Source organism: Pseudomonas canadensis (assembly GCF_030980095.1).
In the GTDB taxonomy this organism is placed as follows: domain Bacteria; phylum Pseudomonadota; class Gammaproteobacteria; order Pseudomonadales; family Pseudomonadaceae; genus Aquipseudomonas; species Aquipseudomonas canadensis.
Window position 1 is genome coordinate 2152384 of the sequence record NZ_CP133298.1, and the last position, 11268, is coordinate 2163651.

Here is an 11268-nt window from a genome sequence, read left to right on the forward strand (position 1 = left end):
CGCGCGGTTTTCCGACACAGGCGCGATACCTCAGGGGCTTTTAATTGATTCCAACGAGGCACACCGCCTCCAACCCTGAGAACCTGGAGTCAACCACCATGAACACCAAAGCCATCTACGCCGCCTGCCTGTTTGCCGCCCTGAACATCTGCACCTTGTCGGCCCGCGCCGAAGCCGCCCTTACCGCTCAGACCTACAACTACGGCACGCACCTGGACATCAAGCAAGTGGTATCGATGAGCCAGGACTCCAAGCCCACCTGCGGCGTGGTGAATGCGCGCATGACCTACCTGGACTCCCACGACAAGACCCAGGTGCTGGATTACCTCAAGTTCGGCGACGGTTGCGTCGGCGATAACTGAGTCCCGCTGTCCCCTCCCATTGTTTGCCACAGGAAGTCCGCCATGAACCCGCTGACCCGCTTTTTGACCGCCACCGCCTTTGCCCTTGCCGGCACTGCCGTGCACGCCAACGCCGCCGTGGAGAAAAGCAGCTGCGCCGCCAGCACCTGCTTCCAACTGACGCCGGTGCAACACGCCGCCCGCCATGACCTGCTGGTAGAGGACGGCAGCCGCCGCACACCGCTCGGCCAGGCGCTGGACCACCAGACAGCGTGACGCCGTCTCCCCACTCGATAAGGTGAACACCATGCTACTCATCGCATTCCTGGGCGGCATCCTGACCGTCCTCAGCCCCTGTATCCTGCCGGTGGTGCCGTTTCTGTTCGCCGGCGTCGACCGCACCCGCCGTTCGATCCTGTTGACCCTCGGCGGCATGGTCCTGACCTTCGCGCTGGTGTCCAGCCTGGCGGTGGTCAGCACGGAGTGGGTGATACAGGCCAATAACACCGGCCGTTACGTGGCGCTGATCGTGATGGGGCTGTTTGCGCTGTCGCTGATCTCGGCGCGGGTCGGTGGCTGGCTGGCGCGCCCCTTCGTGTTGTTGGGCAACCGTATCGATCCTGACAGCCGCACGCTGTCCGGTCCGCTGAAGTCGGTGATGATCGGCGTCGCCACAGGCCTGCTGTGGGCGCCCTGCGCTGGGCCGATCCTGGGTGTGATCCTGACCAGCGCAATGCTGCAAGGCGCCAATGCGCAGACCAGCCTGTTGCTGGTGGCCTACGGCCTGGGCAGCGCCTTGTCCCTGGGTGCGCTGATTTTTGCCGGGCGTGGCCTGGTCAATCGACTCAAGGCCTCTATTCCAGTGACCGGTTGGCTGCGCCGTGGTGCCGGCGTGGCGGTACTGGCGGCGGCGGTGGTGATTTCCACCGGAGCGGACAAGACCCTGCTCGCCGGCACATCGTCCGAAGGGGTCAGCAGCCTGGAAAAAGGCGTGCTGGAAAACGTGCCCAAAGTGGTGGATTACGTGGTGAGCAAGGTCAAGGCCGACCCGGCGCGGGACAATACCAAGGGCGCCATGCCATCGCTGGCCGGTGCGGTCGAGTGGCTCAACTCACCCGAACTCACCCGCGAATCCTTGAAAGGTAAAGTGGTGCTGGTGGATTTTTGGACCTACGACTGCATCAACTGTCAGCACACCCTGCCGTATGTGAAGCAATGGGTGAAGAAATACGAGAAGGACGGTTTGGTGGTGATCGGCGTCCACACCCCGGAATACGGTTATGAGCGCATCATCGGCAACGTCAAGGACCAGGTGCGCAAGCTGGGTATCACCTACCCGGTGGCCATCGACAACAACTATGCGATCTGGCGCAATTTCGACAACCAGTACTGGCCCGCCCATTACCTGATCGACGCCAAGGGGCAGGTGCGTTACACCCATTTTGGCGAAGGTCGTTATGACGCGCAGGAGCAGATGATCCAGACGCTGTTGAACGAGGCGAAGGGGATTCAGTGAGGCGGTCTATGCTTGTTCAATAACCGAGGGCACTCCCAGGTTTCGCTGCGGACTAAGCAACAGGGCCTACATGGGCCCTCTGCTTTTCTGACATGGACCGGACATGAATCAAACCAACCTGCAATTCAAAACCCTGCTGTTGCTGCTGGGCCTGGTGACCGTCGCCTTTATCTGGATACTGCTGCCGTTCTATGGCGCGGTGTTCTGGGCGGTGATCCTCGGCATCATCTTTGCCCCGATGCAGCGTCGCCTGCAGCTGCGCTTTGGCTGGAACCGCAACTTCACCTCCCTGGCCACCTTGAGCGCCTGCCTGGTCATTGCGATCCTGCCGGTGATCATCACCAGCGCCTTGCTGGTGCAAGAGGGCGCGACGCTTTATAAGAACGTGGAAAGCGGCAAGCTGGACGTGGCGGGGTATATCGAGCAGTTCAAGAATGTGTTGCCGCCGTACTTCCAGCACCTGCTGGACCGCTTTGGCATGGGCAACCTGGAAGGTTTGCGCGAGAAAATCGTCAAGAGCGCGATGCAGGGCAGCCAGTTCTTTGCAACCCAGGCGTTCAGCTTCGGGCAGGGCACGTTTGATTTCCTGGTGAGCTTTTTCATCATGCTGTATTTGCTGTTCTTCTTGCTGCGCGATGGCCCGGAACTGGTGCGCAAGGTGCGCACGGCGGTGCCGTTGGCCGAGCCGCAGAAGCGCCGGTTGCAGCTCAAGTTCAACCGGGTGGTGCGTGCCACGGTCAAGGGCAATGTGCTGGTGGCCGTGACCCAGGGTGCGCTCGGCGGGCTTATCTTCTGGTTCCTGGATATTCCCAGTGCATTGCTCTGGGCGGTACTGATGGCGTTTCTGTCGCTGTTGCCGGCGGTGGGCGCGGGGATTGTGTGGGGGCCGGTGGCTGCCTACTTCCTGTTGAGCGGCGCCATCTGGCAAGGCGTGGTGCTGGCGCTGTTTGGCGTATTCGTGATCGGCCTGGTAGACAACGTGCTGCGTCCGATCCTGGTGGGCAAGGACACCAAGATGCCCGACTACCTGATCCTGATCTCGACTCTGGGCGGTCTGTCGGTATTTGGCTTGAACGGTTTCGTGATCGGGCCACTGGTGGCGGCGTTGTTCATGTCCAGCTGGGCGCTGTTCGTGGAGAGCAAGCCGCGAGTCAAGTTGCCATTACCCTGAACCTCAGGCATGCAGCCTGAAGTTCGAGGCCTGTTGCAGTTGTTTTTCAGCGGCCGACAAGGACGTGAGCGGGCCGCTGATGGGTTCGCCATCGCGCACCAGGTACCAGCAGGCGAGTAAACCCGACTCCCGAAGGCGGGCGGGGACGGCGCTGCCGATGACGGACATGATCTGAACAGTGGGCATAAGGACCTCCAATTGCTATGGGGGTCACCTTACGGGTTGGGCCTGCGTAGGAAAAATCAACCGTCTCGATAGTCGACATCGACGCGAGGCGTCAGTCCACCACCTGATCGAGCATGTTCACCACTTCCTGCTCGCTGACCAAACCCTTGCGCACCAGGTTTTCTGCCAGCAGCGCGAGGAACTTGGCGCTGCGGTGGCCTTCCAGGTGCTTGAGCTCGGTGAGGGCGTTGTAGACCTTGCTGGACGTACAAAGGCCGGCGGTGCGGTGCGGGTTTTGCGTGGGCATGGTCAGTCGTCCTTGTTGTTATTGGGTGGACAGAATCGATAGTGGAAGTATGTCGTGACACAAACATGACAGCGCGAGGCCTGTTCGGGCAAGTAGACATTGGTGTTGATGATGTGCGATTTCAGCCCGATCAGTGTCCTCAAAGCGACCTTGGCGCTGTAAATCCGGACTTTTCAGGCAAAAAAAGGCCCCGCAACCTGCGGGGCCTGTTTCCAGATGAGTCCTTACCAGCCGCGACGGTAGTAGCCGTGGGGAGGGCCGTAGTAGCCACGGGGTGGGCCGTAATAGACCGGCGCCGGGCGATAATAAACCTGCTGTTGCACATACACCGGTGGCGGCGGTGCGTAGTAGACCGGCGGCGGCGCGGCATACACCGGCTGCGGTTGCACATACACCGGCTGCTGCACATAGACCTCACGCGGCTGGCTGGCAACCACGGAGCCCACGACTGCGGCGCCGACTAAAGCACCCAATACGGCCGGGCCACCCCAACCACCACCGTGGGCTGAGGCTTGGCCTGCCATAGCGAGTGCGCCAACAAGCAAGGCGATCTTGGGGATTGTACGAATCATGGTCATTCCTCGGTTAGCCCCAGCGCTTGTGGTCTGTCATCAATAGACTCAAGTAATGTCGCGGGGATACTTTTAAGACAACGTATTTCTGAAAAACAGCACAGCCGCTAGGTAAAGGTTGTGTAAGGTCTGTACCCATTTGCTTACTCAAAGGAGTTACCCATGCAGATGCACCCCAACAAGGACACCCAACTGTGCATGTCTCTGTCGGCGCGCCCCGGGAATTTCGGCCTGCGGTTTCATAACCACCTGTACGAACAGCTGGGTCTGAATTTCTACTATAAAGCCTTCAGCAGCCAGGACTTGCCCGGCGCGATCGGTGGTATCCGCGCGCTGGGCGTCCGTGGTTGCGGGGTTTCCATGCCGTTCAAGGAAGCTGCCATTGCCTTAGTGGACGAACTCGACGATTCGGTTCAAGCCATCGACTCCCTCAACACCATCGTCAACACCGACGGGCACCTCAAGGCCTATAACACCGACTACATCGCCATCGAACAGTTGCTGAAAAAGCACGCGGTGCCCAAGGAATCGACCTTCGCCCTGCGTGGCAGCGGCGGCATGGCCAAGGCGGTGGCCAGTGCCTTGCGTGACGGTGGTTACGCCAATGGCGTGATCGTCGCCCGCAATGAAGTAGCAGGCCGGGCGCTGGCGCAGAACCTGGGGTATGACTGGCTGGCCGAGTTGGGTGACCTGCGCCCGCAGATGCTGATCAACGTGACACCCATCGGCATGACCGGCGGCGCTGAGGCAGACGCGTTGGCGTTTGACGTCGAGGCGGTGGACGTTGCAGAAACTGTGTTCGATGTGGTGGCGATCCCCGCCGAAACGCCGTTGATTGTGCGTGGAAGGGCTCAAGGCAAGCGAGTGATTACCGGACTGGAAGTGATCGCGATCCAGGCGTTGGAGCAGTTTGTGCTTTATACCGGGGTGCGACCGACGCACGAACAGTTTGAAAAAGCCGTGGCATTCGCCCGAACCTGACTCAAAAACGCCGCTCCTCCTGTAGGAGCTGCTTGCCAGCGAAAAACGCCCAGACGCTGCATGCATCCACAATGCCCGCGTCACCGTTAACGACCATCGCCGGCAAGCCGGGCTCCTACAGGTTAGCCAGCCGTTCTTCCAGCGCCGCAATCCGCGCTTCCAGCTCCTCGATGCGCTCGACCGATACGCCGCTGACAGCCCCGCGTTCTACCGGGCTTCCCCGCGCGGCCATAATCACTTCGATATCCGCCGGATCACCCAGTGCATGGGTATACCGGTCTTCGCGCTGCCCCGCCTGGCGCGGCACGAGCAACGCCAGACCTCGGGCAATCAGGCGTTCCAGCTGATGGACCACCTGCTCGGCATCTTCGAAATCATGCATACGCCCGCTGCGGGTCAGCAGCTCATTGACGGTCTGCGGCCCGCGCAAAAACAGCAGCCCGATCAGGATCACCTGGGCCGGCACCAACTCCAGCGCCTTGTCCACGCGGTGTTCCCAACGGTCGGCACGGCTGCCCATCACCAGGCGGGTGAAGCCTTGGCCTTCCAGCGTGCGCAGGCTCTGGCCGACCTGGCCCTGGCTGAGGTTCATGACCGGTTCACGGCTGGTCTTCTGGTTACAGGCGAGTACCAGGGCATTGAGGGTCAGGGGATAGGTTTCCGGGTTGGTCGCCTGTTTTTCGATCAGGCAGCCCAGGAGCCGGATTTCCGTGCTGTTCAGGCGCGGCTCAGGGGTCTCGGTGTCGTGCTCGGCGGTCATCGCGCTTTCCCTATGCAGTGAAGGCCCTTAGCCTAATCCTGAAAAAATAAAAGACAAGCGATAGGCATGGCTATAATCGCCGCTGGTTCAAACCGTGACATTACCCAGAGACTGCCATGACTATTTCCCTGTACGCCGCTTCCATTCCTGTCTTCAAGCAAATGCTCACCGCCCTGAGCGGCGTGTTGACCAAGGCCGAAGCCCACGCCACCGCCAAGAACATCGAGCCGAACGCTTTGCTGCAAGCGCGTCTGTTCCCGGACATGTTCCAACTGGTGCGCCAGGTGCAGATCGCCGTCGACTTCGCCAAGGGTGTTTCCGCACGCCTGGCTGAGATCGAAGTGCCGAAATACGAAGATACCGAAGTCACCTTCGCCGACCTGCAAGCGCTGATCGCCAAGGTGTTGGCCTTTGTCGACACCATCAAGCCCGAGCAGATCGACGGCAAGGAAGGCATCGAGATCGTCACTCGCCCAGGCACGCCGAAAGAGAAGCGCTTCAGCGGCCAATCCTACCTGCTGACCTACGGCCTGCCGCAGTTCTTCTTCCACGTCACCACCGCTTACGCTTTGCTGCGCCACAACGGCGTAGAAGTGGGCAAGCGTGATTACATGGGCGCGTTCTAAGCATCCAGCCACAAAAAAGCCCGGGGTCGTTCACTGAAGAACGACCCCGGGCTTTTTTGTGGCCGGCGGTCAAGCCGGCTGTTCTTCCTTGCCCAGGCAGGCGGCGGCGGTGAACAGTACGTCGGTGGACGAATTCAGCGCGGTTTCCGCCGAATCCTGCAGCACACCGATGATGAACCCCACAGCAACGACTTGCATGGCAATCTCGCTGGGAATGCCAAACAGGCTACACGCCAGCGGGATCAGCAGCAGCGAACCGCCCGCCACGCCGGAAGCTCCGCAGGCGCAGACGGCCGCGACCACACTGAGCAGCACGGCGGTGGGCAGGTCGACGGCGATGCCCAGGGTGTGCACGGCGGCCAGGGTCAGCACGGTGATGGTGATCGCGGCGCCGGCCATGTTGATGGTGGCACCGAGCGGGATCGACACCGAGTACGTGTCTTCATGCAGGCCCAGGCGTTTGCTCAACGCCAGGTTGACCGGGATGTTCGCCGCCGAACTGCGGGTGAAGAACGCGGTGATCCCGCTTTCCCGCAGGCACATCAGCACCAACGGGTAAGGATTGCGACGCAGTTTCCAGAAGACGATGGCCGGGTTGACCACCAGCGCCACGAACAGCATGCAGCCGATCAGCACCACCAGCAGGTGGGCGTAGCCGAGCAGGGCGCCGAAGCCGGAAGTGGCCAGGGTCGAGGCCACCAGGCCGAAAATACCCAGCGGCGCAAAGCGGATCACCACCCGCACGATCAGTGTGACGCCATTGGACAGGTCGTCGAGCACGGTGCGGGTGGTCTCGCCGGCATGGCGAATGGCTACGCCCATGCCGATAGCCCAGGCCAGGATGCCGATGAAGTTGGCATTCATCAGTGCGCTGACCGGGTTGTCCACCACGCTCAACAACAGGCTTTGCAGCACTTCACCGATGCCGCCGGGCGCGGTCACGGTTGCGTCGTGGGTTGCCAGCACTAGCGAGGAGGGGAACCACATGCTCGCAATCACCGCGACCACGGCGGCGGCAAAGGTGCCCAGCAGGTAGAGGAACAGGATCGGTTTTATATGGGTTTCCTGGCCGTGCTTATGGTTGGCGATCGACGCCATCACCAGCACAAACACCAGGATCGGTGCCACGGCCTTGAGCGCCGCGACGAATACTTTGCCGATGAATCCGGTGGCCTTGGCTGCCTCGGGCAACAGTAAGGCCAGCAGGATGCCGGCGATCAGGCCGATGACGATTTGCGTGACCAGGCTGACGCGCGCCAGTCGTTGCAGGAGGGAAGGGGCAGCAGTCATAAACACTTGTCTCTAGTTTTTGGAGGCACGGCGGCACAGGCAGAAAAGGCTGTAGGACGCGGATCGCGAAGTCTAGCATGCTGTAGGAAATGTCCCCGTCGGTGCGGCATTGCGTCACCCGCCCGCCCCAGCCTTTGCAAAACCCTGTTAAGATTCCGTCCTCTCATCTTTCCTATCCTTCAGCGCGCCCTTCGGGCTGTCGTTGATGTCGTCGTTTCTGGAGTTTTCATGTTGTTTCCCATCCTGCTGCTGTCGGCCGCCGGCTTTACCGTGCTGACCACGGAATTCGTCATCGTCGGCCTGCTGCCCTCCATCGCCCGGGACCTGAATGTGAGTGTGTCCCAAGCCGGGCTGCTGGTGACCTTGTTTGCGTTTACCGTGGCGGCCTTTGGGCCGTTTCTGACGGCCTACTGCGCGCGTTTCCCACGCAAGCGGCTGTTTATCAGCATTCTGATCCTGTTCGGCGTGGCCAATACCGTGGCGGCGCTGGCACCGAATATCTGGGTGATGGCAGTGGCGCGGCTGATCCCGGCACTGGGTTTGCCGGTGTTCTGGGCGTTGGCCAGCGAAACGGCGGTGGACATCGTCGGCCCCGAATTCGCCGGGCGCGCTATTGAGAAGATCGGCTTCGGCATCGTCTGCGCCACGGTGTTCGGCATTCCGGTGGGCACGCTGATTTCCGATATGTTCGGCTGGCGCAGCGCGTTTGCCATCCTTGCGGTGGTGGCATTGGCCAAGGCCTTGTTGCTGTTTATCTACCTGCCGGTGACCCAGCCGAAGAACGATCAAGTGACGCTGCGCTCGCAGTTCAAGATCCTGCGTAACCCGCTGATGCAGGGCCATATCCTGCTGTCGATCCTGGTGTTCAGCGGCATGTTCACGGCGTACACCTATTTGGCGGATATTCTCGAGCGACTGGCCGGTTTCGACGGTACGTTGGTGGGCTGGTGCCTGATGGGCTTCGGTGCGGTCGGGCTGATTGGCAATTCGTTGGGCGGGCGTGCGGTGGATCGCCACCCGTTGATCGCGTCGATGGTGTTCTGCGGCTTCATGATTGCGGGCATGGTGGCGTTGGTACCGGCGATCCATTCCACCATTGGTCTGGCGGCGGCGATGGCCGTGTGGGGCGTGACCCAGGCGGCGATGTTTCTGGTCAGCCATGTGCGCTTGATGAAAGCCGCGCCCCATGCGCCGGCATTTGCCGCGTCGCTGAACATCGCCGGGGCCAACCTGGGCATCGGCCTGGGCGCCCTGGTGGGTGGCCATGTGATCGACACCCTCGGGCTGGGCAGCCTGGGCTTTGCTGCGTCCGGGTTTATCCTGGTGTCGATCCTGCTGGCGTTGTGGTTGATGACTGCCAAGCACCCGGTCGCCTCCCAGGCTTGAACCGTCAGGGCAGGGTGGTAAACAACTCCCGTCGAGCGCCTTCGGTAATCGCCACGATGCCGGGGTGCTTGACCTTGCGTTCCACCGAGATCGCGTAGAACGACTCGGTCACCGCCACAGTCTGGCCAATCAGCGCCACGCCGTACTGGCGCACCACCTCATCGGCAATCACGCTGGGGGCGATAAAAATCCCGCTGCCGGATTGGCCGAAGGCCTGCATCAAGGCGCTGTCATCGAACTCACCGATGATCTTCGGCTGGATCTGCTGTTCGGCGAACCAGCGCTGCAAACGGCTGCGGACCACGGTTTCCGCCCCTGGGATCAATAGCGGCGCGCCGTGCAGGCACTGCGGGAAATCCCCGCCATATGCGTCGGCCAGCGCTTGGGTGGCGAAAAAGCTGATACCGCATTCTCCCAACTTCTGGCTGTAGCCCCTGATGTCCAGGTGCGTTGGCATGGGGCTGTCAGAAATCACCAGGTCCAGGCGCTGGATGGCCAGGTCTGCCAGCAGGCGTTCGAGCTTGTCTTCGCGGCAGGTGATGCGGATCGGTTCGCTCAACTCCATGGTCGGTGCGATCAGTCGGTAAACGATGGATTTGGGCACCACATCCGCCACGCCGACACGGAACAGAATCTGCTGTTCATCGGGCTGCGCGCGCAGCATGGCCTCCAATTCATTGCCGGTCTGGAACATCTGCTCGGCGTAGGGCAGGGCCTGGCGCCCGGCTTCAGTCAACTCCAACTGACGGCCGACACGCTGAAACAGCGCGATACCAAAGGTTTGCTCCAACAGGCTGATCTGCCCGCTGATGGTCTGGGGCGTGAGGTTAAGCTGCTCACACGCACGCACGATGCTGCCAGTCTTGGCCACCACCCAGAAGTAGTGCAGTTGTCGGTAATTGAGCATGACGACCATCACTTCGTAAAAGCCGAAGTATACTCGAGAAAAATACGAATTTTCCTGAACTGTTCACCTGCATAGAATGCCTCGCTATCGCGGGGCCACTATTTGGACCCAATGGTTCTAACGAGGAAGACATCATGAAACTCAATTCCCTGGGCAAGGCATCGTTGCTTGCCCTTACATTGGTAGTGATCAGCGGCTGCGATCAGGTCGAGAAAAGCGCGCAGCAGGTGCTGGGCAAGGCCACCGAATCGGCCAAGCAAGCCATCGATGACACCCACAAGGCGGCCGAGCAGGCATTGAGTGAAGCGACAAACGGCCTGATCAACCCGCAGAACAAGGATGATCAGGAAGACAAAGAAAGCGAATCGAACAGCAAAGAAGCCTAATTTCCCGCACTTTATATTTACGAAGAACGTCAGGACTGACCTATGGATTACCTTTTACAACTGGCCGCCAGCCCCACCGCCTGGGTTGCCCTGGCGACCTTGATCGTCATGGAGATCGTGCTGGGCATCGATAACCTGATCTTCATTTCGATCCTCACCAACAAGCTGCCGGAGCAGCATCGGGCCAAGGCACGACGCATCGGTATCAGCATGGCGTTGGTGTTGCGTCTGGGCCTGCTGAGCACCATCGCGTTCATCGTGCAGTTGACCGCACCGGTATTCGAAGTGTTTGGCCAGGCGTTTTCGTGGAAGGACATGATCCTGATCGCCGGTGGTCTGTTCCTGGTGTGGAAGGCAACCACCGAGATCCATCACAGCATGGACCCGGAGCCGGAAGAGAAGGAAACCAGCGCCGGCAACGTCGTGGCCATCGGTTTTGCCGCGGCCATCGGCCAGATCCTGTTGCTTGACCTGGTGTTCTCCATCGACAGCATCATCACCGCTGTGGGCATGACTGAGCACTTGCCGATCATGATCATTGCCGTAGTGACTTCGGTGATCGTGATGCTGGTGGCGGCCGAACCGCTGGCCAAGTTCATCAACGACAACCCGACCGTGGTGATGTTGGCCTTGGGCTTCCTGATCATGATCGGCATGACGTTGATCGCCGAAGGCTTCGGCGCCCATGTGCCTAAAGGCTACGTGTATGCGGCCATGGCGTTCTCGGCGGCGATCGAATGTTTGAACATTGCCCGTCGTAACCGTCACAAGCGTTTGCTTGCTGCCCGGCAATAACGGCTGAAACCAAAAGGCCGGCTGTGCTCACAAGAGTCCAGCCGGCCATTTGCTGTCTGTTAGAA

The 11268-nt window shown here is 60.6% G+C and carries 15 protein-coding genes; 9 read left to right on the forward strand and 6 right to left on the reverse strand.

The annotated features are described in order from the left end of the window. Nucleotides 1-98 precede the first annotated feature (98 nt). The 4 genes from RB216_RS10075 (at nucleotide 99) to RB216_RS10090 (ending at nucleotide 3028) form a co-directional block, all read left to right on the forward strand. Nucleotides 99-362 carry a DUF2790 domain-containing protein gene (locus RB216_RS10075; protein ID WP_068931758.1) on the forward strand — a complete coding sequence of 88 codons (264 nt, stop codon included), beginning with the start codon at nucleotides 99-101 and terminating at the stop codon, nucleotides 360-362. Between the two features lie 42 nt (nucleotides 363-404). Next, nucleotides 405-617: a hypothetical protein gene (locus tag RB216_RS10080; RefSeq protein ID WP_068931759.1), complete on the forward strand. Its 213-nt coding sequence runs from the start codon at nucleotides 405-407 to the stop codon at nucleotides 615-617. A 31-nt stretch (nucleotides 618-648) separates the two neighbouring features. Then, the gene (locus RB216_RS10085) at nucleotides 649-1857 is read left to right on the forward strand and encodes a cytochrome c biogenesis protein DipZ (RefSeq protein ID WP_068931760.1); all 1209 of its coding nucleotides are present in this window, start codon (nucleotides 649-651) and stop codon (nucleotides 1855-1857) included. A 103-nt stretch (nucleotides 1858-1960) separates the two neighbouring features. Then, nucleotides 1961-3028 (forward strand): AI-2E family transporter, encoded by a 1068-nt coding sequence (locus RB216_RS10090; protein ID WP_028619578.1) that lies wholly within the window; start codon nucleotides 1961-1963, stop codon nucleotides 3026-3028. 3 nt (nucleotides 3029-3031) lie between these two features. Here RB216_RS10090 and RB216_RS10095 read toward each other — a convergent pair whose 3' ends face one another. The 3 genes from RB216_RS10095 to RB216_RS10105 all read right to left on the reverse strand — a co-directional run bounded on the left by RB216_RS10095 (nucleotide 3032) and on the right by RB216_RS10105 (nucleotide 4078). Then, nucleotides 3032-3214: a hypothetical protein gene (locus RB216_RS10095; protein WP_068931761.1), complete on the reverse strand. Its 183-nt coding sequence runs from the start codon at nucleotides 3212-3214 to the stop codon at nucleotides 3032-3034. Between the two features lie 91 nt (nucleotides 3215-3305). After that, complete coding sequence (locus tag RB216_RS10100; RefSeq protein WP_068931762.1) at nucleotides 3306-3500, reverse strand: hypothetical protein; 195 nt, start codon at nucleotides 3498-3500, stop codon at nucleotides 3306-3308. A 224-nt stretch (nucleotides 3501-3724) separates the two neighbouring features. Continuing rightward, a complete protein-coding gene (locus tag RB216_RS10105) occupies nucleotides 3725-4078 on the reverse strand; it encodes a hypothetical protein (RefSeq protein WP_068931763.1) in 354 nt (117 codons plus the stop codon). 156 nt (nucleotides 4079-4234) lie between these two features. On the opposite strand from RB216_RS10105, the gene RB216_RS10110 reads away from it, so the two are divergent. Next, a complete protein-coding gene (locus tag RB216_RS10110) occupies nucleotides 4235-5053 on the forward strand; it encodes a shikimate 5-dehydrogenase (RefSeq protein WP_028619581.1) in 819 nt (272 codons plus the stop codon). Nucleotides 5054-5168: 115 nt separating this feature from the next. On the opposite strand, the gene RB216_RS10115 is transcribed toward RB216_RS10110, so the two are convergent. Next, nucleotides 5169-5813: a YceH family protein gene (locus tag RB216_RS10115; RefSeq protein ID WP_028619582.1), complete on the reverse strand. Its 645-nt coding sequence runs from the start codon at nucleotides 5811-5813 to the stop codon at nucleotides 5169-5171. Between the two features lie 116 nt (nucleotides 5814-5929). Here RB216_RS10115 and RB216_RS10120 point away from each other — a divergent pair, with 116 nt between their 5' ends. Beyond that, a complete protein-coding gene (locus RB216_RS10120; RefSeq protein ID WP_028619583.1) occupies nucleotides 5930-6439 on the forward strand; it encodes a DUF1993 domain-containing protein in 510 nt (169 codons plus the stop codon). A gap of 69 nt (nucleotides 6440-6508) precedes the next feature. Here RB216_RS10120 and sstT read toward each other — a convergent pair whose 3' ends face one another. After that, complete coding sequence (gene sstT, locus RB216_RS10125) at nucleotides 6509-7729, reverse strand: serine/threonine transporter SstT (protein ID WP_033902034.1); 1221 nt, start codon at nucleotides 7727-7729, stop codon at nucleotides 6509-6511. Between the two features lie 228 nt (nucleotides 7730-7957). Between sstT and RB216_RS10130 the strand changes: the two genes are divergently transcribed. Then, nucleotides 7958-9115, forward strand: a complete 1158-nt coding sequence (locus tag RB216_RS10130; protein ID WP_068931765.1) for an MFS transporter — start codon at nucleotides 7958-7960, stop codon at nucleotides 9113-9115. Nucleotides 9116-9119: 4 nt separating this feature from the next. Here the strand turns inward: RB216_RS10130 and nhaR are convergent, their stop codons facing one another. Continuing rightward, nucleotides 9120-10022: a transcriptional activator NhaR gene (gene nhaR, locus RB216_RS10135; RefSeq protein ID WP_028619586.1), complete on the reverse strand. Its 903-nt coding sequence runs from the start codon at nucleotides 10020-10022 to the stop codon at nucleotides 9120-9122. Between the two features lie 134 nt (nucleotides 10023-10156). Between nhaR and RB216_RS10140 the strand changes: the two genes are divergently transcribed. Both RB216_RS10140 and RB216_RS10145 read left to right on the forward strand, forming a co-directional pair. Continuing rightward, complete coding sequence (locus RB216_RS10140) at nucleotides 10157-10408, forward strand: hypothetical protein (protein WP_028619587.1); 252 nt, start codon at nucleotides 10157-10159, stop codon at nucleotides 10406-10408. A gap of 42 nt (nucleotides 10409-10450) precedes the next feature. Then, nucleotides 10451-11203, forward strand: coding sequence for a TerC family protein (locus RB216_RS10145; RefSeq protein ID WP_010211333.1), 753 nt, complete (start codon nucleotides 10451-10453; stop codon nucleotides 11201-11203). Nucleotides 11204-11268 lie beyond the last annotated feature (65 nt).

Coding starts and splice junctions, on each gene's coding strand:
- RB216_RS10075 (WP_068931758.1), top strand. CDS start 99: ATGAACACCAAAGCCATCTACGCCGCCTGCCTGTTTGCCGCCCTGAAC.
- RB216_RS10080 (WP_068931759.1), top strand. CDS start 405: ATGAACCCGCTGACCCGCTTTTTGACCGCCACCGCCTTTGCCCTTGCC.
- RB216_RS10085 (WP_068931760.1), top strand. CDS start 649: ATGCTACTCATCGCATTCCTGGGCGGCATCCTGACCGTCCTCAGCCCC.
- RB216_RS10090 (WP_028619578.1), top strand. CDS start 1,961: ATGAATCAAACCAACCTGCAATTCAAAACCCTGCTGTTGCTGCTGGGC.
- RB216_RS10095 (WP_068931761.1), bottom strand. CDS start 3,214: ATGCCCACTGTTCAGATCATGTCCGTCATCGGCAGCGCCGTCCCCGCC.
- RB216_RS10100 (WP_068931762.1), bottom strand. CDS start 3,500: ATGCCCACGCAAAACCCGCACCGCACCGCCGGCCTTTGTACGTCCAGC.
- RB216_RS10105 (WP_068931763.1), bottom strand. CDS start 4,078: ATGACCATGATTCGTACAATCCCCAAGATCGCCTTGCTTGTTGGCGCA.
- RB216_RS10110 (WP_028619581.1), top strand. CDS start 4,235: ATGCAGATGCACCCCAACAAGGACACCCAACTGTGCATGTCTCTGTCG.
- RB216_RS10115 (WP_028619582.1), bottom strand. CDS start 5,813: ATGACCGCCGAGCACGACACCGAGACCCCTGAGCCGCGCCTGAACAGC.
- RB216_RS10120 (WP_028619583.1), top strand. CDS start 5,930: ATGACTATTTCCCTGTACGCCGCTTCCATTCCTGTCTTCAAGCAAATG.
- sstT (WP_033902034.1), bottom strand. CDS start 7,729: ATGACTGCTGCCCCTTCCCTCCTGCAACGACTGGCGCGCGTCAGCCTG.
- RB216_RS10130 (WP_068931765.1), top strand. CDS start 7,958: ATGTTGTTTCCCATCCTGCTGCTGTCGGCCGCCGGCTTTACCGTGCTG.
- nhaR (WP_028619586.1), bottom strand. CDS start 10,022: ATGCTCAATTACCGACAACTGCACTACTTCTGGGTGGTGGCCAAGACT.
- RB216_RS10140 (WP_028619587.1), top strand. CDS start 10,157: ATGAAACTCAATTCCCTGGGCAAGGCATCGTTGCTTGCCCTTACATTG.
- RB216_RS10145 (WP_010211333.1), top strand. CDS start 10,451: ATGGATTACCTTTTACAACTGGCCGCCAGCCCCACCGCCTGGGTTGCC.